Source organism: Variovorax ureilyticus, from assembly GCF_050632185.1.
GTDB classification, from domain to species: Bacteria; Pseudomonadota; Gammaproteobacteria; order Burkholderiales; family Burkholderiaceae_C; genus Variovorax; species Variovorax ureilyticus_A.
This window is the reverse complement of sequence record NZ_CP192579.1, coordinates 3455554-3481849: the sequence shown is the minus strand read 5'-3', so window position 1 is coordinate 3481849 and position 26296 is coordinate 3455554. Positions and strand designations below refer to the sequence as shown.

The 26296-nt window shown below is 62.3% G+C and carries 20 protein-coding genes, 3 tRNA genes and 3 rRNA genes; 16 read left to right on the top strand and 10 right to left on the bottom strand.

What is annotated here, in order from left to right; translation table 11 throughout:
* Positions 1-36: 36 nt before the first annotated feature.
* A complete protein-coding gene (locus ACQ858_RS17110; RefSeq protein ID WP_431273837.1) occupies positions 37-1011 on the bottom strand; it encodes a Bug family tripartite tricarboxylate transporter substrate binding protein in 975 nt (324 codons plus the stop codon).
* Positions 1012-1045: 34 nt separating this feature from the next.
* Complete coding sequence (locus ACQ858_RS17105) at positions 1046-2110, bottom strand: CDP-6-deoxy-delta-3,4-glucoseen reductase (protein ID WP_431273836.1); 1065 nt, start codon at positions 2108-2110, stop codon at positions 1046-1048.
* Positions 2111-2146: 36 nt separating this feature from the next.
* On the opposite strand from ACQ858_RS17105, the gene ACQ858_RS17100 reads away from it, so the two are divergent.
* The gene (locus ACQ858_RS17100; protein WP_431273835.1) at positions 2147-3076 is read left to right on the top strand and encodes an NAD-dependent epimerase/dehydratase family protein; all 930 of its coding nucleotides are present in this window, start codon (positions 2147-2149) and stop codon (positions 3074-3076) included.
* A gap of 213 nt (positions 3077-3289) precedes the next feature.
* On the opposite strand, the gene ACQ858_RS17095 is transcribed toward ACQ858_RS17100, so the two are convergent.
* Positions 3290-3544 (bottom strand): hypothetical protein, encoded by a 255-nt coding sequence (locus ACQ858_RS17095; protein WP_431273834.1) that lies wholly within the window; start codon positions 3542-3544, stop codon positions 3290-3292.
* A gap of 666 nt (positions 3545-4210) precedes the next feature.
* On the opposite strand from ACQ858_RS17095, the gene ACQ858_RS17090 reads away from it, so the two are divergent.
* Positions 4211-4432, top strand: a complete 222-nt coding sequence (locus ACQ858_RS17090; protein ID WP_431273833.1) for a hypothetical protein — start codon at positions 4211-4213, stop codon at positions 4430-4432.
* Between the two features lie 159 nt (positions 4433-4591).
* On the opposite strand, the gene ACQ858_RS17085 is transcribed toward ACQ858_RS17090, so the two are convergent.
* Complete coding sequence (locus tag ACQ858_RS17085) at positions 4592-4801, bottom strand: hypothetical protein (protein ID WP_431273832.1); 210 nt, start codon at positions 4799-4801, stop codon at positions 4592-4594.
* 129 nt (positions 4802-4930) lie between these two features.
* Positions 4931-5015: transfer RNA gene (locus ACQ858_RS17080), tRNA-Leu, on the bottom strand.
* Between the two features lie 40 nt (positions 5016-5055).
* On the opposite strand from ACQ858_RS17080, the gene cysM reads away from it, so the two are divergent.
* From cysM to ACQ858_RS17065, 3 genes are read left to right on the top strand one after another with little or no spacing between them, the layout of a single operon-like run.
* Positions 5056-5958 carry a cysteine synthase CysM gene (gene cysM / locus ACQ858_RS17075; protein WP_431273831.1) on the top strand — a complete coding sequence of 301 codons (903 nt, stop codon included), beginning with the start codon at positions 5056-5058 and terminating at the stop codon, positions 5956-5958.
* A gap of 6 nt (positions 5959-5964) precedes the next feature.
* Positions 5965-6495, top strand: coding sequence for an NUDIX domain-containing protein (locus ACQ858_RS17070; RefSeq protein WP_431273830.1), 531 nt, complete (start codon positions 5965-5967; stop codon positions 6493-6495).
* A gap of 26 nt (positions 6496-6521) precedes the next feature.
* On the top strand, positions 6522-6749 hold the full coding sequence (locus ACQ858_RS17065) for a sulfurtransferase TusA family protein (protein ID WP_431273829.1): 228 nt from the start codon (positions 6522-6524) through the stop codon (positions 6747-6749).
* A 25-nt stretch (positions 6750-6774) separates the two neighbouring features.
* Here ACQ858_RS17065 and galU read toward each other — a convergent pair whose 3' ends face one another.
* Both galU and ACQ858_RS17055 read right to left on the bottom strand, forming a co-directional pair.
* Positions 6775-7665: a UTP--glucose-1-phosphate uridylyltransferase GalU gene (galU, locus tag ACQ858_RS17060; protein ID WP_431273828.1), complete on the bottom strand. Its 891-nt coding sequence runs from the start codon at positions 7663-7665 to the stop codon at positions 6775-6777.
* A gap of 102 nt (positions 7666-7767) precedes the next feature.
* Positions 7768-10638 (bottom strand): valine--tRNA ligase, encoded by a 2871-nt coding sequence (locus ACQ858_RS17055; protein WP_431273827.1) that lies wholly within the window; start codon positions 10636-10638, stop codon positions 7768-7770.
* A 124-nt stretch (positions 10639-10762) separates the two neighbouring features.
* On the opposite strand from ACQ858_RS17055, the gene yaaA reads away from it, so the two are divergent.
* The 9 genes from yaaA (at position 10763) to rrf (ending at position 19906) form a co-directional block, all read left to right on the top strand.
* A complete protein-coding gene (gene yaaA, locus ACQ858_RS17050) occupies positions 10763-11569 on the top strand; it encodes a peroxide stress protein YaaA (RefSeq protein ID WP_431273826.1) in 807 nt (268 codons plus the stop codon).
* Positions 11566-12402, top strand: a complete 837-nt coding sequence (locus tag ACQ858_RS17045) for a 2OG-Fe(II) oxygenase (protein ID WP_431273825.1) — start codon at positions 11566-11568, stop codon at positions 12400-12402. Before yaaA ends, ACQ858_RS17045 begins: the two co-directional genes overlap by 4 nt.
* 20 nt (positions 12403-12422) lie before the next feature.
* Positions 12423-13334 carry an alpha/beta fold hydrolase gene (locus ACQ858_RS17040; protein WP_431273824.1) on the top strand — a complete coding sequence of 304 codons (912 nt, stop codon included), beginning with the start codon at positions 12423-12425 and terminating at the stop codon, positions 13332-13334.
* Positions 13312-14169: an NADPH-dependent 7-cyano-7-deazaguanine reductase QueF gene (gene queF, locus ACQ858_RS17035; protein ID WP_431273823.1), complete on the top strand. Its 858-nt coding sequence runs from the start codon at positions 13312-13314 to the stop codon at positions 14167-14169. The genes ACQ858_RS17040 and queF overlap by 23 nt, the downstream gene beginning before the upstream one ends.
* 523 nt (positions 14170-14692) lie before the next feature.
* Positions 14693-16226, top strand: a 16S ribosomal RNA gene (locus ACQ858_RS17030).
* A gap of 70 nt (positions 16227-16296) precedes the next feature.
* Positions 16297-16373, top strand: a tRNA-Ile gene (locus tag ACQ858_RS17025).
* A 62-nt stretch (positions 16374-16435) separates the two neighbouring features.
* Positions 16436-16511 (top strand) — tRNA-Ala (locus ACQ858_RS17020).
* A gap of 294 nt (positions 16512-16805) precedes the next feature.
* A 23S ribosomal RNA gene (locus ACQ858_RS17015) occupies positions 16806-19676 on the top strand.
* A gap of 117 nt (positions 19677-19793) precedes the next feature.
* Positions 19794-19906, top strand: a 5S ribosomal RNA gene (gene rrf / locus ACQ858_RS17010).
* Together the 16S, 23S and 5S rRNA genes with 2 tRNA genes alongside form the textbook arrangement of a ribosomal RNA operon.
* Before the next feature lie 110 nt (positions 19907-20016).
* On the opposite strand, the gene ACQ858_RS17005 is transcribed toward rrf, so the two are convergent.
* Complete coding sequence (locus tag ACQ858_RS17005) at positions 20017-21270, bottom strand: Y-family DNA polymerase (protein ID WP_431273822.1); 1254 nt, start codon at positions 21268-21270, stop codon at positions 20017-20019.
* A gap of 71 nt (positions 21271-21341) precedes the next feature.
* Here ACQ858_RS17005 and ACQ858_RS17000 point away from each other — a divergent pair, with 71 nt between their 5' ends.
* Entirely contained in the window at positions 21342-21902 is a 561-nt protein-coding gene (locus ACQ858_RS17000; protein WP_431273821.1) for a putative glycolipid-binding domain-containing protein, read from the top strand.
* Positions 21903-21909: 7 nt separating this feature from the next.
* On the opposite strand, the gene ACQ858_RS16995 is transcribed toward ACQ858_RS17000, so the two are convergent.
* On the bottom strand, positions 21910-23247 hold the full coding sequence (locus ACQ858_RS16995; RefSeq protein ID WP_431273820.1) for an MFS family transporter: 1338 nt from the start codon (positions 23245-23247) through the stop codon (positions 21910-21912).
* Positions 23248-23341: 94 nt separating this feature from the next.
* A complete protein-coding gene (locus tag ACQ858_RS16990; protein WP_431273819.1) occupies positions 23342-24499 on the bottom strand; it encodes an alpha-hydroxy acid oxidase in 1158 nt (385 codons plus the stop codon).
* A 93-nt stretch (positions 24500-24592) separates the two neighbouring features.
* Between ACQ858_RS16990 and ACQ858_RS16985 the strand changes: the two genes are divergently transcribed.
* Positions 24593-26260: an L-lactate permease gene (locus ACQ858_RS16985; RefSeq protein ID WP_431273818.1), complete on the top strand. Its 1668-nt coding sequence runs from the start codon at positions 24593-24595 to the stop codon at positions 26258-26260.
* Positions 26261-26296 lie beyond the last annotated feature (36 nt).

Here is a 26296-nt window from a genome sequence, read left to right as displayed (position 1 = left end):
GGCATAGCCGGTTCCGCGGCGGCTCCCGGTTGGTCGTCAGTCGACCTGGGCCCCCGTGGCTTTGACCACCTTTTCGTACTTGGCGAGTTCGCTCTTCATGAACGCGCCGAACTGTTCGGGCGTGCTCGCGACGGGCTCGGCGAGCAACGAAGCGAAACGTGCCCTCGTCTCCGGCGTCTTGAGCGCCGCCACGAAGGCGTGATTGAGCTTGGCGACCACGTCCGGCGGCGTGCCGGCCGGCGCAACGAGCCCCCACCAGGTGTCGATCGAGAAGCCCTTCAGCGTCGCGGCGACCGGCGGAACATCGGGCAGCGCGCTGCTGCGTTCGGTGGTCGTGACGGCGATGGCCTTCAGCTTGCCTGAACGGATGTTGGGCGCGGCGGTGGCGAGGTTGTCAAAATTGAAGTCGACCTGGCCCGACAACAGCGCGAGCTGCGCCGGATTGCCGCCGTTGTACGGAATGTGCACCGCGAAGATGCCCGCTTCCTTCTTGAACATCTCGCCCGCGAGGTGCCCGGCGCTGCCATTGCCGCCGCTGCCGTAGTTGAGCTTGCCGGGATTCGCCTTGGCGTAGGCGATCAGGTCGTGCAGGTTGTTGATGTGAAGCCGCTTCGCCGTGTCCGCGTTCATCACCAGCACGTTGGGCACGCGGACCATCTGCGTGATCGGCGCGAAGTCCGTGGCGGCATTGAAAGGCATCTTGGCGTAGAGCCAGGGGTTGACCGCATTCGTGGCGGTCGCGGCGATGCCGATGGTGAGGCCGTCCGGCGGCGCCTTGGCGACCATGTCCGCGCCGATGTTGCCGCCGGCGCCGGGCTTGTTGTCGATGATCACCGTGCCGAGCGACTCCTTGACACCTTCGGCGAGCACGCGCGCGGTGACGTCGATCGGGCCACCCGCCGCATACGGAACGACCAGGCGGATCGGACGGTTCTGGGCGATGGCGTGGGGTGCGGCGATGACGGCCGTGGTTGCGGCAAGCGCGGCGAGGAAATGTCTTCTGGCGTTCATGTGTCTCTGTTGTGCGTTGATGACTTCCTGAGGTTCAGGGGATGGCCTTGTCCGCTTCCGTCGTGAAGGCGTCGGCGAAGAATTCCTCCTCGGGCAGGCCGCGCATCGACACGTAGTCGCGCTTGGCGGAGTCGACCACCACCGGGGCACCGCAGGCGTACACCTGATGGCCCGACAGATCGTCGAAGTCCTCCATCACCGCGAGGTGGACGAAGCCGGTGCGGCCGTTCCAGTCGTCCTCGGGCACCGCATTCGAGATCACGGGCACGTAGCGGAGGTTCGGCAGCTCGGCGAGTTGCGCACGCACCCACTCGTCCATGTAGAGATCCTCGGGGCGCCGGCCGCCCCAGTACAGGCTGGCCGGACGCGTGATGCCCTTGAGCTTCATGTGCTCGATGATGGCCTTGATCGGTGCGAAGCCGGTGCCCGAGGCGAGGAAGATGAGCGGCTTGTCGGACTCCTCGCGCAGGAAGAAGCTGCCGTAGGGGCCTTCGACGCGGAGGATTTCCTTCTCCTTCATCGTGCCGAACACGTGGTCGGTGAACTTGCCGCCGGGCAGGTGGCGGATGTGCAGTTCGATGCCGGTGCCCGGCTCCTGCAGCGTGTGCGGCGCGTTGGCCATCGAATAGCTGCGCCGCGTGCCGTCGCGCAGAATGAATTCGATGTACTGGCCCGCATGGAATTGCAGCGGCTCGCCGGCCGGCAATTGCAGGCGAAGCATCACGACGTCGTGCGACATTTTCGTGATCGCGGCCACGCGCACCGGCATCTTGCGGATCGGGAAGGCGCCCGCTTCGGTGACCTGGCGCGATTCGAGCACCACGTCGCTTTCGGCGGTCGCGCAGCAGGTGAGGATGTAGCCGGCCAGTTCCTCGTCCGCGCTCAGGGCCTTGCTCTGGTGCAACTTCATCGTGACCGTGCCCGAGAGCTTCTTGCACTTGCAGGAGCCGCAGGCGCCGTCCTTGCAGCCGTAAGGCAGACCGATGCCCTGGCGGATGCCGGCCGCGAGAATGGATTCGTCCGCATACGCTTGGAAGTGGCGTCCGCTCGGCTCTACGGTGATATGGAAGCCCGAGTCGTTCGGGGCCGCGCTGGTCATGGTTATTCTTTACTGCTACTCGAAGGGAGATGAATTTTGCCCTCAATCAACAGCCCTCTCGGCGCGAGGCCCTCGCGCTTTCGCCGCGAGCGCGTGCTCGTCGTGGGATGCGGAGATGTCGGCCTGCGGGTGGTCGGTCTGCTGGGTGGGCGCGTCAATGTGCTGGCATCGACCTCGTCGCCGCCTCGCGTGCCTGCGCTGCGACTGGCGGGCGTTAGACCGATTGTCGCGGATCTCGATGATCCGACCTCGTTGAGACGTCTTGCGGGCATCGCGACCCGCGTGCTGCATCTCGCGCCGCCGCCGCGCGTCGAAGGCGGTGAATGGTGGCGCGATGCGCGGACGCTGGTGCTCGTCCGGGTGCTGCGCCTGCGGACGATGCCTTCATCGTTCGTCTACGGCTCCACCAGCGGCGTCTACGGCGACTGCGGCGGTGCGCGGGTCACGGAGACCCGCGCGGTGCGGCCTGACACGCCACGTGCGCACCGCCGCGTCGATGCCGAACGCAGCGTGCGGTGGCTCGGCCGCGCCGGCGTGTCCGTCCGCATCCTGCGCATTCCGGGCATCTACGCTCCCGACCGCGAAGGCGGCACGCCGCGAGAGCGGCTCCAGCGCGGCACGCCGGTGCTGCGGGCGGAAGATGACGTCTACACCAACCACATCCATGCCGACGATCTCGCCCGCGCCTGCGTCTCGGCCCTGTGGCGCGGCGGACCGCAGCGCGTGTTTCATGCGAGCGACGACAGCGAGATCAAGATGGGCGACTACGTCGAACTCGCCGCCAGGCTGTACGGGATGCCGCCGCCGCCGCGCATCGCGCGCGAAGATGCACAGGCGCAGCTTCCGCTGTCGCTGTTGAGTTTCATGGGCGAATCGCGCCGGCTCGACAACACGCGGCTCAAGCGCGAATTGCGTGTCCGGCTGCGCTATCCGACCGTTGAGTCGGGGCTTGGATCGGATCGTTGATCGGCTTCCGACGCGGCGACCTGATGCGCCGAACCACCGCTGAAGAGCGCTGGTGCCCGGGGCCGGAATCGAACCGGCACGCCTTGCGGCGGGGGATTTTGAGTCCGGGGCGAAATCCAGCATCCATGCGGGTTTGCGGCCCGAAACGTTCCGCTTTTGACTCTGGGTCGGCCCGAGGGAGGCCGAGCGTTTGCGGAACGCTTTCTCGGCGTATCAGTTGAGCGAGCTGAAAAACGCCTTGTCGAACTTCGCGCCTTTTGCGGGGTCGTGTTTTGCGAGGTAGGTACTGACCGCCCGGACGAAGCGCGTTGGTTCTGAATCCGTCCAGCCGACGAACATTTCTGCCTCGATGAGGTCTGCGCCTGGCATCCAGCCGTCTGCCAGATCAGCAACCAAAGTCGGATCTGGGGTGTCAGGGTCGACGTTCTCGTGAGTGGTCAGTAGCGGCTTTACCCCGGCCTTCGCCAACTCGTCAAGCCACTTGGCTCGCTGCCCGGCGCGGTAGCAAGCCTGATTTCGTACACATGCATCTCCTAGTGGACGTGAATCTATCAGGCCACTGGCTTCGCGAGCCGCCTACGCATCCGCGGCGCGTCGAGTAGGTGTCGCAAGAGATCGGGTTGGGGTCATCGCCGCAGATGAGCGCGCTTCAGTGGCGCAAGAGATTGACCTGCTCGAACTCGGCTGAGGCGGGGGGCGCGTACAATCGTCCCTATCAGTTCACGACCGAGCTGGTCGCCGTATCTCACGGTGGAACGTCGAGCACTGGCGCCAATGACAAGAAAACAACTGGGCGGCACTGCAGTTGCATGCACGTAGCGTGGACCGCGTGAGAGTCCACGACCACACATCTGAAGCCCGCCTCGTGCGGGCTTTTTCCATTCTCGACGCTGGCCAGGGTGACTGCGACCGATCGGGCGCCGATCAAGATGTGATCGCCGGTCGCGGCAGAATGTCGCGCATGATCCGCACCTTCTGCATCGCGACCCGGTCGTCAGCATGGTTCAGCGGCTTCTGAGAAGCGTTACACGCTTGGAAGTTCCGAGATCCGAGCATGACCTCGTGCCAGCAGAGACCGCGGCGCCACCATGCATCGCTCGGTCATACTGCGGGCTTTCTTGAGAGGCAAGCGAGATGCCGATTGACCAGAACAAGACGAACGCATTCCAGAAGTCGATGCTGACCAGAGCGCAGGCCGTCACGCGCGAGCAGCTCAATGTCGCCAGCGACCTGGTGAAGGAGTTGGGAGATCTAGAGTCGTCGGAAGAGCGGCATAGGCTGGTGCTGCAGGTTGCGCAGGTGCTGTCGACGAACTATCTGGCGGAGACCATGAACTCCAAGTTGGCCAAGTCCTGAACGTGGCATGTGCGTTGCCCGATCTCGCGGGCAATGCGCGCCTGTACAGCTGATTGACTCGGCTGGTTCCAGTCACCGCCTCGGCCACTCAGCGCGCCCTTCAGTCCCCGCGCTCGGCACGCGCCAGCCCATCGCAGCGTTGCCGACGCCACGAAGCGATCAGCGGTAGGGGATGCTGATGTAGACCGCTTGGCCGCTCGGCGCGGTGCCAGACAGGTCGAGGCGAAGAGGCGGTGCATCGAAGTCATCGGGCCAGAGCTCGTGGATGAGGTCCTTGCCTGCCAGCCCTTGTGCGGAGGGCGCGGCATGGCGGCCCAAGATCTCGGGGTGCACCTGGGTGGTTCCCGTCGACGAAATGGATTTCGTCATACGCAACTGCAGAGGCCGCCAGGCAACGCGTCGCTCTTTAGGCCACGCAGCAGTTGGGTCAGATCGGATTGCGGAACGCGTCGCGGAACAGACGCGGAACGTGCTACCAAATCCATAGCGAGAAAGCTATGGTGCCCGGGGCCGGAATCGAACCGGCACGCCTTGCGGCGGGGGATTTTGAGTCCCCTGCGTCTACCAATTTCACCACCCGGGCGGGAAGGAAGGAAGCCGGAAATTATGGCACAGTGACTCCCATGCAATATCCGACGATTGAAGACGCGATCGGCAAGACGCCGCTGGTTGCTCTGCAGCGCATCGACGCAGAAGCGAATGCGAAGCGCGGCAACGTGATCCTTGGCAAGCTCGAAGGCAACAATCCGGCCGGCTCGGTCAAGGATCGGCCCGCGCTCTCGATGATCAAGCGCGCCGAGGAGCGCGGCGAGATCAAGCCCGGCGACACGCTGATCGAGGCGACCTCGGGCAACACCGGCATTGCCCTCGCGATGGCGGCCGCGATCAAGGGCTACCGGATGGTGCTCATCATGCCCGAGGACCTGTCCGTCGAACGGGCGCAGACCATGAAGGCCTTCGGCGCCGAGCTGGTGCTGACGCCGAAGAGCGGCGGCATGGAGTACGCGCGTGATCTCGCCGAGCAGATGGTGCAGCAGGGCAAGGGGCGCGTGCTCGATCAGTTCGCCAACCCGGACAATCCGCGCATCCACTACGAGACGACCGGCCCCGAGATCTGGGCCGACACGCGAGGCCGCATCACGCATTTCGTGAGCGCGATGGGGACCACCGGCACCATCACCGGCGTCTCGCGTTTTCTCAAGGAAAAGAATCCGGCCGTGCGGATCATTGGCGCACAGCCCGATGAAGGCTCGCGCATCCCGGGCATCCGCAAATGGCCGCAGGAATACCTGCCGAAGATCTACGATCCGAGCCGTGTCGACCAGGTGGTCAATGTGAGCCAGGACAGCGCAGAGGAGATGTGCCGTCGCCTTGCGCGGGAAGAGGGCATCTTCGGCGGCATTTCGGCCGCGGGCGCACTCTGGGTGGCGCTCGAGATCGCCAAGACCGTCGAGAACGCGACCATCGTCTTCGTGGTGTGCGACCGGGGTGACCGCTATCTGTCGACCGGCGTCTTCCCCGCCTGACCCGCCATGGACGAACCCCGCTTCTGCCCCTCGTGCGCCACGCCGCTGGCTCAAGTCGAAGCGCTCGAGGATGGCGGCCCCAAGTCCCGTCTGCGCTGCCCTGCCTGCGACTGGACGCACTGGAACAATCCGACGCCGGTGCTGGCTGCGATCGTCGAGTACCGGGGGCAGGTGCTGCTCGCCCGCAACGCGGCCTGGACGCACAAGATGTACGCGCTGATCACCGGCTTCATGGAGGCCGGCGAGACCCCGCAGGGAGGCGTCTCGCGCGAGGTCAAGGAAGAGACGAACCTCGACGTCAGCGAGGTGAATCTCGTCGGCGTCTACGACTTTCAGCGCATGAACCAGGTCATCATCGCCTACCACGTCGTGGCCGATGGCGAAGTGTCCCTGTCGCCGGAGCTGGTGGACTACCGGCTCTACGACCTGCCGGCGCTTCGTTGCTGGCCGGCCGGCACCGGCTACGCGCTGGCCGACTGGCTGCGCACGCGGGGGCACGAGCCCCAGTTCATGGAATGGCCAAGGCCGGCCTCCTAAAATCCTCGGAGATTCCAGGAACGGCCATGCAAATCCACAAAGAACTCGATGCCCGCGGGCTCAATTGCCCTCTGCCCATTCTCAAGGCCAAGAAGTCGCTCAACGAGATGCTCAGCGGCGAGCTGCTGAGGGTGGTGGCGACCGACCCGGGCTCGGTGCGGGATTTCCAGGCGTTTGCCCGGCAGACCGGCAATGACCTCGTCGACCAGCAGACGGTCGGCGACGAGTTCATCCACGTGCTGCGCCGCCGCTGAGCGAGCGGCGCGCAGCCGTCGAGGGTCAGAGCTCCAGACTCTTCAGATACCGGCGGAACGAGGCGCCCACTTCAGGGTGCGCCAGCGCCAGTTCGACCGAGGCTTGCAGGAAGCCTTCCTTGCTGCCGCAGTCGTAGCGCGTGCCAGCGTACGAGTAGGCATAGACCGCTTCCTTGGCCATCAGCGCGGCGATGCCATCGGTCAATTGGATCTCGCCGCCTGCGCCTTTGGGCTGGTTGCGGATGTGGCCGAACACGGCAGGCGTCAGGATGTAGCGGCCCGCGACGCCCAGCCGGGAAGGTGCTTCCTCCGGCTTGGGCTTCTCGACCATGCGGTTGACCTTGACCAGGCCTTCCTCGACCACGTCGCCGGCCACGATGCCATAGCGCTTGACGTGTTCCAGCGGCACTTCCTGCACGGCGAGCAGCGAGCCGCCGAGCTTTTCGAACGCGCGAGTCATCTGCGCCAGTACCGGCTCACCGCCCTGCGGACCGACCATCAGGTCGTCGGCGAGCAGAACGGCGAAAGGTTCGTCGCCGACGAGGTGCTCGGCGCACAGCACGGCGTGTCCGAGACCCAGCATGCGCGGCTGGCGTACGTAGGAGCAGGTCATGTCGTCGGGCATGACCGATCGAGCGATCGCGAGCAATTCTGTCTTGCCGCTGGCTTCGAGCTGCGATTCGAGCTCGTAGGCGGCGTCGTAGTGGTCTTCGATCGCCCGCTTGTTGCGCCCCGTCACGAAGATCATGTCGCGGATGCCTGCCGCATAGGCTTCCTCGACCGCGTACTGGATCAGTGGCTTGTCCACCACCGGAAGCATTTCCTTGGGTTGCGCCTTGGTGGCTGGCAGAAAACGGGTGCCAAAGCCGGCTACGGGGAACACGGCCTTGCGAATGCGCGTCGGGGAGTTGGACATGTGAATTTCGTGTGAATCGAAGACGTGGATCGAATAGGGGATGGCGTCCAAGACGCTCCACCCGCATGCTCACATACTATCTGCCGCCTTGCCACACGTCTGTCAGCCTAGGCGGACAAGCTGATCCCGCAGGCGCTCGAGCGTTGCGGTGAAGTCGGTGAGCCGCTTGCGCTCCTGCTCGATCACCGCCGCCGGCGCCTTCGCGACGAAGGCTTCGTTGCCGAGCTTAGCGTTGACCTTGGCGATCTCACCCTCGATGCGAGCGAGTTCCTTGCCGATGCGTGCCTTTTCCGCGGCCTTGTCGATTTCCATGTGCAGGCAGAGGCGGGCGCTGCCGACCACCGCGACGGGCGCGGCCTCGGCCGCCGTGGCCCAGGCAGCCTCGTCGTCGAAGACTTTGACTTCCTTGAGCTTGGCGAGCGCCTGGAGCACGGGTCCCGCCTCGCGCAGGAATGCGGCGTTCGCGGCATCGTCGGCCACCGCATAGAGCGGCAGCCGCGTGGCGGGCGAGACATTCATCTCGCCGCGCAGGGTGCGGCAGGCATCGACCAGCGACTTGAGGCGGGCGACGTGGGCCTCGGCCGCCTCGTCGATCTTCTCGGGCTGGCTCTTCGGGTAAGCGGCCGTCATGACCGAGTCGCCAGCCCGGCCCGCCACCGGCGCAACCTTCTGCCAGAGCTCTTCGGTGATGAAAGGGATCACGGGATGAGCGAGGCGCAGCAGGGTCTCGAGCGTGCGGATCAGCGTGCGGCGCGTGGCGCGCTTCCGGGCGTCGTCGCCCTGTTGGATCTGAACCTTGGCGATTTCCAGGTACCAGTCGCAGAACTCATCCCAGGCGAACTGGTAGATGGCGTTGGCAACGTTGTCGAGGCGGTACTCCTCGAAGCCCTTCTCGACTTCGGCCTCGACGCGCTGCAACTGGGACGCGATCCAGCGGTCGGCCTGGCTGAACTGCAGGTAGCCGTGGGCCGGTCCGCCAGGGGCGCATTCTTCCTTGGTGTGTTCGCGCAGGCCGCAATCTTGACCTTCGCAGTTCATGAGCACGAAGCGCGTCGCGTTCCAGAGCTTGTTGCAGAAGTTGCGATAGCCCTCGCAGCGCTTCGCGTCGAAGTTGATGCTGCGGCCGAGCGACGCGAGCGATGCGAAGGTGAAGCGCAGCGCGTCCGCGCCGAAGGCCGGGATGCCGTCCGGGAATTCCTTCTGCGTGTTCTTGCGCACCGTCGGTGCGGTCTCCGGCCGGCGCAGGCCCTGGGTGCGCTTCTCGAGCAACTCGGGCAGCGCAATGCCGTCGATCAGGTCGACCGGGTCGAGCACGTTGCCTTCGGACTTGCTCATCTTCTTGCCGTGCGAGTCGCGCACCAGGCCATGGATGTAGACATGCTTGAAGGGCACCTTGCCCGTGAAGTGCTTGGTCATCATGATCATCCGGGCGACCCAGAAGAAGATGATGTCGTAGCCGGTCACGAGCACCGTCGACGGCAGGTAGAGGTCGAGGTCCTCGGTCTTCTCGGGCCAGCCGAGCGAAGAGAAGGGCACTAGCGCCGACGAATACCAGGTGTCGAGCACGTCCTCGTCGCGCGTGAGCTTCTTGCCGGGGGCCTGGGCCTGGGCTTCCGCTTCGTCGTGCGCCACGTAGACCTTGCCCTCTTCGTCGTACCACGCCGGAATCTGGTGGCCCCACCAGAGCTGCCGCGAGATCGTCCAGTCCTGGATGTTCTCCATCCAGTGGTTGTAGGTGTTGACCCAGTTCTCGGGGACGAAGCGCACCTCGCCGGAGCGAACCGCCTCGATCGCCTTGTGCGCGATCGACTGGCCGTTGGCGTCGGGCCCGGTCATCGCGACGAACCACTGGTCGGTCAGCATCGGCTCGACCACGGCGCCGGTGCGTGCGCAGCGCGGGACCATGAGCTTGTGCTTCTTGGTTTCGACGAGAAGGCCCAGCGCCTCGAGATCCGCGACGACCGCCTTGCGTGCCACGAAGCGATCGAGGCCGCGGTATTTTTCAGGCGCGTTGTCGTTGATGGTGGCATCGAGCGTCAGCACGCCGATCGTTTCCAGGCCGTGCCGCAGGCCGACCGCATAGTCGTTGTGATCGTGGGCCGGCGTGACCTTGACCACGCCGGTGCCGAATTCCTTGTCGACGTAGTCGTCGGCGATGACCGGGATCAGGCGCTCGACCAGCGGCAGCTTAACGCGCTGGCCGATCAGGTGCTTGTAGCGCTCGTCCTCCGGGTGAACCATGACCGCGACGTCGCCGAGCATGGTTTCGGGACGGGTGGTCGCCACCGTGAGCGAGCCCGAGCCGTCTTCCAGCGGATAGGCGATGTGCCAGAGGAACCCGTCTTCTTCCTCGCTCTCGACCTCCAGGTCGCTCACCGCGGTCTTGAGCACCGGGTCCCAGTTGACCAGCCGCTTGCCGCGATAGATGAGCCCCTCGTTGTAGAGCTGCACGAAGGTCTGCGTGACGACCTTCGAGAGCTTCTCGTCCATGGTGAAGTACTCGCGGCTCCAGTCCACCGTGTCGCCCATGCGGCGCATCTGACTGGTGATGGTGTTGCCGGATTTTTCCTTCCACTCCCACACGCGCGCGACGAAGTTCTTGCGGCCGAGGTCGTGGCGGCTGATCTTCTGTTCCTGCAGCTGCCGCTCGACGACGATCTGCGTCGCGATGCCGGCGTGGTCGGTGCCTGGAACCCACAGCGTGTTGGCGCCCGCCATGCGGTGATAGCGGGTGAGGCTGTCCATGATCGTCTGGTTGAACGCGTGCCCCATGTGCAGCGTACCGGTTACGTTCGGCGGCGGCAGCTGAATCGCGAAGGAGGGCACGCCTTCCTTCGCCTTTTGCGTGCCGCGGAAGCCGGCGGCCGCGTAGCCGCGCCGCTCCCATTCGGGCCCCCAGTGCGCCTCGATGGCGGCAGGTTCGAAGGATTTGGACAGGCTCTCGAGGCCGGGTTGGGGCAGGGTCTCACTCATGGCGGTACAAAGACGAACGGCATCCCGCAGGATGCCGCTTGTGGGTGGAAGTGGAAGGATTTTATTCGACGGCCGGAGGGTGGCGCTCGGGAGCGGCCATGGAGGCGCCGCTGATAATCCCGCGATGCTCTTCCTGCTTTCGCCTGCCAAGTCGCTCGATTTCGAAACTCCCGTCCCCGACACCCTGCCGGCCACCCAGCCCCGCTTCGAAGGGCCTCGGGGCCCGGCGGCCGAACTCATCAGGATCCTGCGCGACAAGTCGCCCCAGCAGATCGCCGAGTTGATGCACCTGTCGGACAAGCTTTCGGCGCTCAACGTGGCGCGCTATGCGGTGTGGTCGTCCAAGGCCACAGACAGGAACGCAAAGCAGGCGGCGCTCGCGTTCGACGGCGACGTGTACGGCGGACTCGACGCAAAGACGCTGACCGACGGCCAGCTTTCGTGGGCGCAGGACCATATCTGCATCCTGAGCGGTCTCTACGGGGTGTTGCGGCCGCTCGATCTGCTCCAGCCCTATCGGCTCGAAATGGGCACCCAGCTCGGCAACCGGCACGGCAAGGATCTCTACGCCTTCTGGGGCAGCCGCATTTCCGGGTATCTGAACGAGCGGCTTGCCGCGGATCGGACGCCGGTTGTCATCAACCTCGCTTCGCAGGAATATTTCAAGTCGGTCGATCAGAGCGCGCTCAAGGCGCGCGTCGTCGAGTGCGTGTTCGAAGAGTGGAAGGGCGGCGCGGGGGCGGCCGAGGCCGGCCGCTACAAGATCGTGAGCTTCTTCGCCAAGCGGGCACGCGGGCTCATGGCGCGCTGGGCGGTCCTTCACAAGGCCGCGACGCCCAAGGCACTGGAGAAGTTCGACCTCGAGGGCTACGGCTTCGACGCTTCGGCCTCCAGGCCTGATCGGTTGGTGTTTCGACGGAGAACATCATGAGTCACGGACAAATCATCAGCGCAGAGCTTCGCGAGTGGATTTCGACCCAGCTGGCCGCCGGCCATTCGGTGCCGAGCCTGCGTGCATCCATGCGGGCCGCCGGCTGGAATGACGTTGCCGCGGATGCGGCGTTGGCTGAAGTCGAGCAGCAGGCCGCGGGGACCACCGAGCCGGCGAAGGCGATGCCCGGGCCCGATCTCTCGAACTCGCCGCTCTACATCGACGCGGGCGACCGCCGAGTCCACGTGCTGCAGACCATGCGCAATCCACGCGTCGTCGTTTTCGGGGATCTGCTGTCCGACGAAGAGTGCGAGGCATTGATCTCGGCGGCACGCCAGCGGCTCGCGCGCTCGCTGACCGTCGAGACGCAGACCGGTGGCGAGGCGCTCAACGTCGACCGGACCAGCGACGGCATGTTCTTCGAGCGTGGAGAAAACCCGCTGGTCACGCGGATCGAAAAGCGAATCGCCACGCTCCTTCGATGGCCGCTCGAATTCGGCGAGGGGCTGCAAGTTCTCCGTTATGCGCCGGGTGCGCAGTATCGGCCGCACTACGACTACTTCGACCCGGGCGAACCCGGCACGTCGGTGATCCTGCGTCGGGGCGGTCAGCGCGTCGCGACCCTCGTGATGTACCTGCATGAACCCGAGCAGGGCGGCGGCACGACTTTCCCCGACGTCGGTCTCGAAGTCGCGCCCAAGCGCGGCACCGGAGTCTTCTTCAGCTACGAGCGGCCGGATCCGACGACGCGCACCCTGCACGGCGGCGCACCGGTCCTTGCGGGCGAGAAGTGGGTCGCCACCAAGTGGCTGCGCGAGCGCGAGTTCAATTGACCGACTGAGCGCGCTCCAGCATGCAGGTCACGGCGAACGGCATCCAGATCGAAGTCGAGGACAGCGGCGGCGAAGGCCTCCCGGTGATTCTGCTCATCATGGGGCTCGGCATGCAGTTGATCGCATGGCCGGCGGAATTCGTCCAGGTGCTGGTCGATGCCGGATTCCGGGTGATCCAGCACGACAACCGCGACATCGGACTGAGTCAGGGCTTCGACGAAGCCGGCACCGGCAACGTGATCTGGCAGAGCGTCCGGCAGCGGCTGGGGTTGCCGGTGCGCTCGGCCTATTCGCTTCAGGACATGGCCGATGACGCGCTCGGCGTGCTCGACGCACTGGGCGTCGAACGCGCCCACGTGATCGGGGCATCGATGGGCGGGATGATCGCCCAGCGCCTCGCGGCCAGGTCTCCCGGGAGGATGGCGAGCCCGGTGAGCATCATGAGCTCGAGCGGGGCGCGCGATCTGCCGGGACCGCGGGCGGATGTGACCGCCGCGCTGCTGCGGCGGCCCGCCAGCAGGACCGAGGCGGCATTGGTCGAACACGGCCTCAGGTTCTCCCGCCTGATATCGAGCCCTGCCTATGCGCGGGACGAGCATACGCAGGCGGACCGCATCACCCGTGCGCTGCGACGCGCCTATCGGCCCGCCGGCGTTGTGCGGCAGATGCTCGCGATCGCCGCGGACAGTGGGCGTGCGGAACTGCTCTCGCGCATCGAAAGCCCTACCCTGGTCCTGCACGGCGAGGTCGATCCGCTGTTGCCGATCGCGTGCGGCAAGGACACGGCGCGGCGCATCCCTGGGGCCCGTTTCGTCGGCATTCCCGGCATGGGGCACGATCTGCCGCCGCCCGTGATCGAAATCCTCCTGCAGCACATCGTTCCATTTCTACAGACTGCCGAGAACCGACATGAGCCTCGACAACACGCCTGAACAGTCACAGCTGGGCCGCGCCTCCGCCTACGTTGATCACTATGACCCGAGCCTGCTTTTCCCGATCGCGCGTGCGACGCAACGCGAAGCGATGGGCATCAAGGAAGGCGCCCTGCCGTTTTTCGGCGCGGATCTCTGGACCGCCTTCGAACTGAGCTGGCTCAACCCTCGCGGCAAGCCGCAACTCGCCATCGCGCACTTCACCGTGCCATGCGAGACGCCCAACATCATCGAGAGCAAGTCATTCAAGCTCTATCTCAACAGCTTCAACAGCAGCGTCTTCGTGGATCTGGATGCGGTTCGGCTGCGCTTGCGCACGGATCTGAGCGAGGCGGTCTGGCGAGGGAGCGGCCGTACGGGCGGCGTCGGCGTCAAGCTGGTGCCGCCGGCGGCGTTCGAAACCGAGACGGTCCACGAGCTGGATGGACTCGATCTGGATCGACTGGATATCGAATGCACCCAATATCAGCCCGCGCCCGACCTGCTGGCCAGTGACACGACCCAGGCGCCGGTGACCGAAACGTTGACCAGCCGCCTTCTCAAGAGCAATTGCCTTGTCACGGGCCAGCCGGACTGGGGGAGCGTGGCAATCCGCTACAGCGGGCCGCCGATCGATCAGGCCGGTCTGCTGGCGTACATCGTCAGCTTCCGCAATCACAACGAATTCCACGAGCCGTGTGTGGAGCGGATCTTCAGGGACGTCTGGCGCCGCTGCCAGCCCAACAAGCTGGCGGTCTATGCGAGGTACACCCGTCGGGGAGGGCTGGATATCAACCCCTTCCGCACGAGCTGGCCGCAGGCCTTGCCCGAGAACGTGCGCACCGCGCGGCAGTAGCGGGAGGCGAACAAAAAAATTCTGAGGGGCTTGCGGATGACTCAAAAACAGTGCGATAATTGCGGGCTCCACTAAACGCGATAACGCTTAGAGGCCCGAAAGGGTCGATGAGGTCAGGCGGAGAAGAAAAAAGAAAAACCTAAAAAAGTTTTTCGATTCTTCAAAAACCCTGTCATAATCGAAGGCTCCGCCAAACACGGCAGCGAATCAGGTTCTTCGGGATGTGATGAGTTGGGCGGAGGGAAGAAGAGAAAAGATTTTTAAAAAGTTTTTTCTGATCTTCGAAAAGCGTGTTATAGTAGAGGGCTTCGCTGATCGCAGCAAGCAAGACGTAAGACAGAAGATGTTGAGCGTTTGGATCCTTAAAAATATACAGCCGATAAGCGTGGGCGTTTGAGGCGAATGGCCAAGTTCTTCGGAACGAAGTCTTCGGACTTTTAAACGCTCATGAGAATAGAAGTGAAGTTCACTTCAATTCCGTTTTTATGAGTTGCTCGAGAGATCGAGCAAAAACTTCAAGATCGAACTATAGAGTTTGATCCTGGCTCAGATTGAACGCTGGCGGCATGCCTTACACATGCAAGTCGAACGGCAGCGCGGGAGCAATCCTGGCGGCGAGTGGCGAACGGGTGAGTAATACATCGGAACGTGCCCAATCGTGGGGGATAACGCAGCGAAAGCTGTGCTAATACCGCATACGATCTACGGATGAAAGCAGGGGACCGCAAGGCCTTGCGCGAATGGAGCGGCCGATGGCAGATTAGGTAGTTGGTGGGGTAAAGGCTCACCAAGCCGACGATCTGTAGCTGGTCTGAGAGGACGACCAGCCACACTGGGACTGAGACACGGCCCAGACTCCTACGGGAGGCAGCAGTGGGGAATTTTGGACAATGGGCGCAAGCCTGATCCAGCCATGCCGCGTGCAGGATGAAGGCCTTCGGGTTGTAAACTGCTTTTGTACGGAACGAAAAGGTCTTTTCTAATAAAGAGGGCTCATGACGGTACCGTAAGAATAAGCACCGGCTAACTACGTGCCAGCAGCCGCGGTAATACGTAGGGTGCAAGCGTTAATCGGAATTACTGGGCGTAAAGCGTGCGCAGGCGGTGATGTAAGACAGTTGTGAAATCCCCGGGCTCAACCTGGGAACTGCATCTGTGACTGCATCGCTGGAGTGCGGCAGAGGGGGATGGAATTCCGCGTGTAGCAGTGAAATGCGTAGATATGCGGAGGAACACCGATGGCGAAGGCAATCCCCTGGGCCTGCACTGACGCTCATGCACGAAAGCGTGGGGAGCAAACAGGATTAGATACCCTGGTAGTCCACGCCCTAAACGATGTCAACTGGTTGTTGGGTCTTCACTGACTCAGTAACGAAGCTAACGCGTGAAGTTGACCGCCTGGGGAGTACGGCCGCAAGGTTGAAACTCAAAGGAATTGACGGGGACCCGCACAAGCGGTGGATGATGTGGTTTAATTCGATGCAACGCGAAAAACCTTACCCACCTTTGACATGTACGGAATTTGCCAGAGATGGCTTAGTGCTCGAAAGAGAACCGTAACACAGGTGCTGCATGGCTGTCGTCAGCTCGTGTCGTGAGATGTTGGGTTAAGTCCCGCAACGAGCGCAACCCTTGTCATTAGTTGCTACATTTAGTTGGGCACTCTAATGAGACTGCCGGTGACAAACCGGAGGAAGGTGGGGATGACGTCAAGTCCTCATGGCCCTTATAGGTGGGGCTACACACGTCATACAATGGCTGGTACAAAGGGTTGCCAACCCGCGAGGGGAGCTAATCCCATAAAACCAGTCGTAGTCCGGATCGCAGTCTGCAACTCGACTGCGTGAAGTCGGAATCGCTAGTAATCGTGGATCAGAATGTCACGGTGAATACGTTCCCGGGTCTTGTACACACCGCCCGTCACACCATGGGAGCGGGTTCTGCCAGAAGTAGTTAGCCTAACCGCAAGGAGGGCGATTACCACGGCAGGGTTCGTGACTGGGGTGAAGTCGTAACAAGGTAGCCGTATCGGAAGGTGCGGCTGGATCACCTCCTTTCTGGAAACAAGCTGTTCAAATTGAACGCCCACACTTATCGGTTGTTGGATGAAGTCGATTCCATCGACATGGGTCTGTAGCTCAGCTGGTTAGAGCACCGTCTTGATAAGGCGGGGGTCGTTGGTTCGAGCCCAACTAGACCCACCAAATTCTTCCAATGGTTCGTTCCAATGGTTGTGTGTGTCGCGGTGGCGGTGCTCACGGGGCCTGGGGGATTAGCTCAGCTGGGAGAGCACCTGCTTTGCAAGCAGGGGGTCGTCGGTTCGATCCCGTCATCCTCCACCATTCCAACAAGAATTCATCAACACCAAAGATGCTTTGCAAGAGGCATTTTTGTTGTTGATCGAGATCTCTCGATCAATCGGCTGTTCTTTAAAAATTCATAGAGTCGAATCAGCGTTGCTGGCGGAAAGAGCGTCATGGCTCACCGTGCCGTCAGCAACTTGAATTTTTGATTGCGTCAAATGAACTTCAATTTCGAGGAAACTCGAAGTCTGAAGACGGCATAACGCGCCAGGTGAAAGACCTGGTCATTCCTTGATTGACTTTGGTTTCTGTGAAGAAACGTCAAAGTTATAGGGTCAAGTGAATAAGAGCATGTGGTGGATGCCTTGGCGATGATAGGCGACGAAGGACGTGGTAGCCTGCGATAAGCTTCGGGGAGCTGGCAAATTAGCTTTGATCCGGAGATTTCCGAATGGGGAAACCCACCGAAAGGTATCGCACTCTGAATACATAGGGGTGCGAGGCGAACCGGGTGAACTGAAACATCTCAGTAGCTCGAGGAAAAGACATCAACCGAGATTCCGAAAGTAGTGGCGAGCGAAATCGGAAGAGCCTGTCAGTGATAGCACAAGACTTAACAGAACAGCTTGGAAAGGCTGGCCATAGTGGGTGATAGCCCCGTATGTGAAAAGACTTGTGTGGTACTGAGCTGACGAAAAGTAGGGCGGGACACGAGAAATCCTGTCTGAAGATGGGGGGACCATCCTCCAAGGCTAAATACTCATCATCGACCGATAGTGAACTAGTACCGTGAGGGAAAGGCGAAAAGAACCCCGGGAGGGGAGTGAAATAGATCCTGAAACCGCATGCTTACAAAAAGTCGGAGCCCGCAAGGGTGACGGCGTACCTTTTGTATAATGGGTCAGCGACTTACATTCAGTGGCAAGGTTAACCGAATAGGGAAGCCGTAGAGAAATCGAGTCCGAATAGGGCGTCCAGTCGCTGGGTGTAGACCCGAAACCAAGTGATCTATCCATGGCCAGGATGAAGGTGCCGTAACAGGTACTGGAGGTCCGAACCGACTAGTGTTGCAAAACTAGCGGATGAGCTGTGGATAGGGGTGAAAGGCTAAACAAACTTGGAAATAGCTGGTTCTCTCCGAAAACTATTTAGGTAGTGCCTCAAGTATTACCTTCGGGGGTAGAGCACTGTTTTGGCTAGGGGGTCATGGCGACTTACCAAACCAAGGCAAACTCCGAATACCGAAGAGTACAGCTTGGGAGACAGAGCACCGGGTGCTAACGTCCGGACTCAAGAGGGAAACAACCCAGACCGCCAGCTAAGGTCCCTAAAATTGGCTAAGTGGGAAACGAAGTGGGAAGGCTAAAACAGTCAGGATGTTGGCTTAGAAGCAGCCATCATTTAAAGAAAGCGTAATAGCTCACTGATCGAGTCGTCCTGCGCGGAAGATGTAACGGGGCTAAGCCAGTTACCGAAGCTGCGGATTTGCAATTTATTGCAAGTGGTAGGAGAGCGTTCTGTAAGCCTGTGAAGGTGCGTTGTAAAGCGTGCTGGAGGTATCAGAAGTGCGAATGCTGACATGAGTAGCGTTAAAGGGGGTGAAAAGCCCCCTCGCCGTAAGCGCAAGGTTTTCTACGCAACGTTCATCGGCGTAGAGTGAGTCGGCCCCTAAGGCGAGGCAGAGATGCGTAGCTGATGGGAAACAGGTCAATATTCCTGTACCGATCAATAGTGCGATGTGGGGACGGATCTTAATAGGTCATCCGGGTGTTGGATATCCCGGTTTAGTGGGAAGTAGGCGTGCGTTAGGCAAATCCGGCGTACATATACCGAGGCCCATGATCGAGCCAGCTTGCTGGTGAAGTGACTGAACGAGGTTCCAGGAAAAGCCACTAAGCTTCAGCTATTGACGACCGTACCGCAAACCGACACTGGTGCGCGAGATGAGTATTCTAAGGCGCTTGAGAGAACTCAGGAGAAGGAACTCGGCAAATTGACACCGTAACTTCGGGAGAAGGTGTGCCCTATTAGTGTGAAGTGAACAACGGAGCATGAAAGGGTTGCAAGAAATCGGTGGCTGCGACTGTTTATTAAAAACACAGCACTCTGCAAACACGAAAGTGGACGTATAGGGTGTGACGCCTGCCCGGTGCTGGAAGATTAAATGATGGGGTGCAAGCTCTTGATTGAAGTCCCAGTAAACGGCGGCCGTAACTATAACGGTCCTAAGGTAGCGAAATTCCTTGTCGGGTAAGTTCCGACCTGCACGAATGGCGTAACGATGGCCACACTGTCTCCTCCTGAGACTCAGCGAAGTTGAAATGTTTGTGATGATGCAATCTCCCCGCGGAAAGACGGAAAGACCCCATGAACCTTTACTGTAGCTTTGTATTGGACTTTGAACAGATCTGTGTAGGATAGGTGGGAGGCTTTGAAGCAGGGTCGCTAGATCTTGTGGAGCCAACGTTGAAATACCACCCTGGTGTGTTTGAGGTTCTAACCTAGGTCCATCATCTGGATCGGGGACAGTGCATGGTAGGCAGTTTGACTGGGGCGGTCTCCTCCCAAAGCGTAACGGAGGAGTTCGAAGGTACGCTAGTTACGGTCGGACATCGTGACGATAGTGCAATGGCATAAGCGTGCTTAACTGCGAGACTGACAAGTCGAGCAGATGCGAAAGCAGGACATAGTGATCCGGTGGTTCTGTATGGAAGGGCCATCGCTCAACGGATAAAAGGTACTCTGGGGATAACAGGCTGATACCGCCCAAGAGTTCATATCGACGGCGGTGTTTGGCACCTCGATGTCGGCTCATCTCATCCTGGGGCTGTAGCCGGTCCCAAGGGTATGGCTGTTCGCCATTTAAAGAGGTACGTGAGCTGGGTTTAAAACGTCGTGAGACAGTTTGGTCCCTATCTTCCGTGGGCGCTGCAGATTTGAGGAAGCCTGCTCCTAGTACGAGAGGACCGGAGTGGACACACCTCTGGTGTATCGGTTGTCACGCCAGTGGCATTGCCGAGTAGCTAAGTGTGGAAGAGATAACCGCTGAAAGCATCTAAGCGGGAAACTCGTTTCAAGATGAGATCTGCCGGGGCCTTGAGCCCCCTGAAGAGTCGTTCAAGACCAGGACGTTGATAGGTCGGGTGTGGAAGCGCAGTAATGCGTTAAGCTAACCGATACTAATTGCTCGTGCGGCTTGACCCTATAACTTTGATCTGTCAGATCAAGGTGTTATGCCAAGTTGACGCAATCAAACAAAACTGATTCCAAACTCTATGAATTCGTTGTGCTGACCAAAAACCAGCACGACAACCCTTTATGCCTGATGACCATAGCGAGGTGGTCCCACTCCTTCCCATCCCGAACAGGACAGTGAAACGCCTCAGCGCCGATGATAGTGCGGGTTCCCGTGTGAAAGTAGGTCATCGTCAGGCTCTTACAGCCCCAAAAAGCCCAGCCCCACAAGGCTGGGCTTTTTGCTTTTGCGTCCCGCAATGGCAGGGCGGCGTGCCCGCACGCTGAAAGTCGATCGAGGCCAGGGCCGCTAGAACAGCGAGGCCGTCCTGGCGGTCGCGTCCGCGCTTTCCAACTGACGTCGTGCCCCCGGACTGGGACGCACCGGATTCGGCGCTTCGGCCTCACCGGCCCTCACCAGCGCACCCACGCGCACACCCAGCAGTCTCAACGGCCGGTCGAGCGGCACCCGCTTGAGGCACTGACCGCCAATCTGCCGGATGGCTTTCGCGTCGGCGGTGAAGTGGTCGATGGTCTGATCGCGCGTCGCGATCTTGAAATCGTCATAGCGCAACTTGATGCCGATGGTCTTGCCGACGTAGCCCTTGCGCTGGAGATCTTCCGCGACCTTCTCGCACAAGTGCGTGAAGATGGCTCCGAGCTCGGCGCGATCCCGCACCGCATGCAGATCACGGTCGAAGGTGGTCTCCCGGCTCATCGACACGGGTTCGCTTTCGGTGACCACCGGCCGGTCGTCGCGTCCCCACGCCACTTCGTGCATCCACGCGCCGGTGGCCCTGCCGAAGTTCGCGATCAGCCAATCGCGATCGCGCGTCGCGAGCTCCCCGATCGTGCGGATCTGGTGACGCTGCAGCTTTTCGTCCGCCTTCGGCCCGATGCCGTTGACCTTGCGACAAGGCAGCGGCCAGATGCGGCTCTCGAGGTCGCTCTCGAAGACCACCGAGATCCCGTTGGGCTTGTTGAACTCGCTGGCCATCTTCGCAATGAGCTTGTTGGGTGCGACGCCGATCGAGCAGGTCAGCCCCGTCGCCTCGAAGATCGACTTCTGAATCAGACGCGCCAGCACGCGTCCGCCCTCGCGCTGGCCGCCGGCCACGTGGGTGAAGTCGATGTAGACCTCGTCGACGCCGCGGTCCTCCATCACCGGGGCGATCTCGGTGATGACCTGCTTGAACCGCCGCGAATACCTCCGGTATTCGTCGAAGTCCACGGGAAGAATGATCGCCTGGGGGCACAGCTTTGCAGCCTTCATCAGCCCCATCGCCGAGCCGACACCGAACTGCCGCGCGGGATAGGTCGCGGTGGTGATCACGCCGCGCCCGACGTAGTCCCTGAGCAAGGGAAAAGCCCGGACAGGAATATCGGCGAGCGTGCCGCCATCGGGCACGTCGCGCAAGACCTCGTCGACCTTACGGCGCCCGCCACCGATCACCACCGGCAGTCCTTTGAGCTGCGGATAGCGGAGCAGCTCGACAGAGGCATAGAAGGCATCCATGTCGAGATGGGCGATACGACGGATCGGCGTAGCAGTCACGGACGTCATTTTCGTCGCGGCAAGGATGGCTGGTTGTCCAGGGTTGCACACTGCGGGCACCAGGTGCCATGATCGGCCGTATGCAGTCCGTTGCCTTCATGCTCTGGCGCCGCCTCGATGTTCCGGGACACGACGTTTGTCGCCTGGACCGCAACGGCGACAACTGGCAGATCGATGGCGCGGCGGCCTTTCGCCGTGAAGACGGCCGCCTCGGGCAGTTGCACTACCGGGTGCGTTGCGATCGCGCCTGGCACACGCAGTGGAGCACGGTGCGCGGCTGGCTCGGCAACGAGCAGGTCGACTTCTCGATCGTGCACGACGCGCATGGTGCATGGAAGCTCAACGATGCGCCGGTGCCCGACCTCGGCCACTGCGTCGATCTCGATCTGGGCTTCACTCCAGCGACCAATCTGCTGCCTTTGCGTCGCCTGCATCTTGCGCAGGGCGAGGCGGCCGATGCACCAGCGGCGTGGCTTGATCTGGACAGCGGAAGCCTGATCGAGCTGAAGCAACGTTACGAGCGGCGCGGCGAATCAAGCTACTGGTACACCTCACCGCGCTTCGACTACGCGGAGATGCTCGAGGTGACCGGCGATGGTTTCGTGAGCCGCTATCCGAAGCTCTGGGAAGCCGAGTCCTGAGCGCAACTCAGTGATCGTGATGCAGGTAGCTCGCCTGCCGCGGCAGCCGCAGGCTCACCAGGAACGCGATGACCATCATCGCGGTCACGTACCAGTAGAAGGCCGTCTCATGGCCGATGGACTTGAGGCCCAGCGCCGCATACTCGGCCGATCCGCCGAACAGTGCGTTCGCCACCGCATAGGCCAGCCCGACACCGAGCGCACGCACTTCCGGCGGGAACATCTCGGCCTTCACGATACCGCTGATCGAGGTGTAGAAGCTCACGATCGCCAGCGCCAGGATGATGAGCACGAAGGCCGCCCACGGACTCGTGACCGTCTGCAGCGCCGTCAGGATCGGCACCGTGCACAGCGCGCCGAGGCCGCCGAACAGCAGCATATTGCTGCGCCGGCCGATGCGGTCCGACAGCGCGCCGAACACGGGCTGCATGCACATGTAGACGAAGAGCGCGCAGGTCATCACGTAGCTGGTGGTCTTGATCGGCAGGCCCACGGTGTTGACCAGGTACTTCTGCATGTACGTGGTGAAGGTGTAGAAGATCAGCGAGCCGCCCGCGGTATAGCCCAGCACGGTGAAGAACGCGGCCTTGTGATGACGGAAGATGCCCGACAGCGTGCCTGCTTCCTTGTTGGTGCGCGATGCTTCCGACTGCGTCTCGTGCAGCGTGCGCCGCAGGAAGAGCGCCACCACTGCCGCGATCGCGCCGATCACGAACGGAATGCGCCAGCCCCAGGCCTTGAGTTCGGCTTCGTTCAGAAGCTGCTCCAGCACGACGATCACGAGCACTGCGAGCAACTGGCCGCCGATCAGCGTGACGTACTGGAAGGACGAGAAGAAGCCGCGCTGTCCGCGAAGCGCGACCTCGCTCATGTAGGTCGCGGTGGTGCCGTATTCGCCGCCCACCGAAAGGCCCTGGAAGAGGCGGCAGATCAGCAGCAGGAACGGCGCCCATGCGCCGATGGCCGCGTAGGTAGGCAGGCTTGCGATGGCGAGCGAGCCGGCACACATCATGGTCACCGAGATCAGCATCGAGGTTCTGCGGCCATACCGGTCGGCGACGCGGCCGAAGAGCCATCCGCCGATCGGGCGCATCAGGAAGCCCGCCGCGAACACGCCCGCAGTGTTCAGGAGCTGCGCCGTCGGGTCCGACTTGGGGAAGAACGAAGGCGCGAAATACAGGGCGCTGAATGCGTAGACGTAAAAGTCGAACCACTCGACCAGGTTGCCTGACGAGGCGGCCATGATCGCAAAGATGCGATGGCGCTTTTCTTCGCTGGTGTAGGCGCGCGGGGAAGCCGCGGAATCGACGGTGGTCGACCCCGCGGGGGACGTGACGGAGCTCATGAAACTGGCGCCTCTCTGGATGTTGTTAGTTAGGGCAAGCCCTAGTTTGCCTCATCGCCGAGGGCGGGCGCTGTCAGCCGGTGCGTGACCCTGATCAGAACGTGCCGGGCAGCAGGATGCTCGAGTCGACCTCGTCGATGTTCGTGCGCCCGCAGAAGGCCATGGTGATGTCGAGTTCCTTGTGGATGATCTGCAGCGCGCGGGTCACGCCCGCTTCGCCGAAGGCGCCGAGCCCGTAGAGGAAGCTGCGGCCGATGAGCGTGCCACGCGCGCCGAGCGCGCGCGCCTTCAGCACGTCCTGCCCGCTGCGGACGCCGCCGTCCATCCAGACCTCGATCTCCGTGCCCACGGCTTCGGCGATGCGCGGCAGCGCCGCGATCGAGGAGGGCGCACCATCGAGCTGGCGGCCGCCGTGGTTGGAAACGATCAGCGCATCGGCACCGCTCGAAGCCGCGAGCCGCGCGTCCTCGACGTCCATGATGCCCTTGAGGATCAACTTGCCGCCCCAGATCTTCTTGATCCACTCGACGTCGGCCCAGCTCAGGGTCGGGTCGAACTGTTCGGCCGTCCACGACGACAGGGACGACAGATCCTTCACGCCCTTCGCGTGGCCCGCGATGTTGCCGAAGGTGCGTCGCTTGGTGCCCAGCATGCCCATGCACCAGCGCGGCTTGGTTGCGAGGTTCATGAGGTTCTTCAGCGTGGGCTTGGGCGGCGCGGTCAGGCCGTTCTTGATGTCCTTGTGGCGCTGGCCGAGGATCTGGAGGTCGAGCGTGAGCTGAAGCGCGGAGACGTTCGCGGCCTTGGCACGTTCGATCAACTGTTCGATGAACTCGCGGTCGCGCATCACATAGAGCTGGAACCAGAAGGGATGACGGTCCGTGCCTTCCGCGATGTCCTCGAGCGAGCAGATGCTCATCGTCGAAAGCGTGAAAGGAATGCCGAAAGCCTTCGCGGCGCGCGCGCCGAGGATCTCGCCGTCGGCGTGCTGCATGCCGGCGAGACCGGTCGGTGCGATGGCCACGGGCATCGCGACTTCCTGGCCGACCATCGTCGTGCGGGTCGAGCGGCCCTCCATGTTGACCGCCACGCGCTGGCGCAGCTTGATCTTCTGGAAGTCTTCTTCGTTGGCCCGGTAAGTTCCCTCTGTCCAAGCCCCAGAGTCGGCGTAGTCGTAGAACATGCGCGGCACGCGACGCTCGGCGATGGCTCGCAGGTCTTCGATGTTCGTGATCTTGGAGAGGTCTGGCACGGCGGGGGCTCCTAGGTTGTCTGATCGTTGCTCGGTCCCTATTATCCGCAGGGCTTCCACCGATCCACTCGAGACAACAGAAGGCGGACATCCATGACCTGGCAACAGATCTACAACCCGTTCGGAAACATGGTGGTCTCCACCGCACTGGCCGCCATACCGGTGGTCGTCATGCTGGTGTGCCTCGGCTTCCTCCACGTGAAGGCGCACATCGCCGCGGGACTCGGCCTGCTCAGCGCGCTGGTGATCGCCATCTTCGCTTTCGGCATGCCCGCCGGTCTCGCGGGCCGCGCGGCCTTCCTCGGTGGACTCACGGGCCTGTTGCCCATCGGCTGGATCGTGCTGAACATCATCTTCCTGCAACAGCTGGCCGAGCAGAACGGCAGCTTCAAGGTGCTGCAGGATTCGCTCTCAGACATCACCGAAGACCGCCGCCTGCAACTGCTGCTGATCGCATTCGCCTTCGGCGCGTTTTTCGAAGGCGCGGCCGGCTTCGGCACGCCGGTGGCGGTGACGGCCGCCATCCTGATCGGCCTTGGCTTCTCGCCGCTCGCGGCCTCGGGCCTTTCGCTCATCGCCAACACCGCGCCCGTCGCCTTCGGCGCGCTGGGCACGCCGGTGATCACGCTCGCCAAGGTGCACGGCTATGACCTGATGCAAGTCACCGCGATGATCGGCCGCCAGTTGCCCTTCTTCTCGCTGCTGGTGCCCTTCTGGCTCATCTGGGCGTTCGCCGGCCGCAAGGCCATGCTGGAGATCTGGCCTGCCATCCTCGTGACCGGTGTCTCGTTCGCGATCCCCCAGTTTCTCGTCTCGAACTTCATCGGGCCGGAGCTCGTGGACATCATCGCGGCCATCGTCTCGATGGTGTCGCTGATCCTCTTCCTTCGCGTATGGCAGCCGCGCACCATTTGGCGCTCTGTGTCGCTCAAGGGGCACGAGGAGGATGGCGGCACGCCGGCCGCGACCGCGACAGCCAAACGCTCGCCCCATTCGACGGCCGAGCTCGTGCGCGCCTGGACGCCGTGGGCGATCATGACGGTGTTCGTGTTCATCTGGGGCCTGCCGCCGGTCAAGAACTGGCTCAATGGCCTCTTCGCGCCGAACTTCCCGATCGGCGGCCTGCACAACATGGTCGAGAAGGTCCCGCCGATCGTGCCTGCGCCCACCAAGGAGGGCGCCGTCTACGCCTTCACGCTGTTGTCGGCGACCGGCACGGGGATCCTGCTGTCGGCCATCGTCGGCGGGCTGGTCGCGAAGTACAGCGTGGGCCAGCTCGTCGTCGCCTACGGGCGAACGCTCAATCTCGTGAAGTACTCGCTGCTCACGATCGCGCTGATGCTCGCGCTGGGCACCCTCACGCGCTACTCGGGCCTCGACAGCACGCTGGGCCTCGCATTCGCGAACACCGGCGTGCTTTATCCTTTCTTCGGCACGCTCATGGGCTGGCTCGGTGTTGCGCTGACCGGCTCGGACACCGCGTCGAACGTGCTCTTCGGCGGCATGCAGAAGGTCGCCGCCGATCAACTGGGCCTGTCCCCGAATCTCATGGGCGCGGCCAACAGCTCGGGCGGCGTGATGGGCAAGATGATCGATGCGCAGTCCATCGTGGTTGCGTCCACCGCCACGCGCTGGTTCAACCACGAGGGCGACATCCTGCGCTACGTGTTCTTCCACTCGATTGCGCTGGCGTGTCTCGTCGGGATCTTCGTGACCTTGCAGGCTTATGTGTGGCCGTTCACGATGATGGTCGTGCGGTAGGCGACGGTGGGCATCGAGGCGATCGGCGCGTGAGCG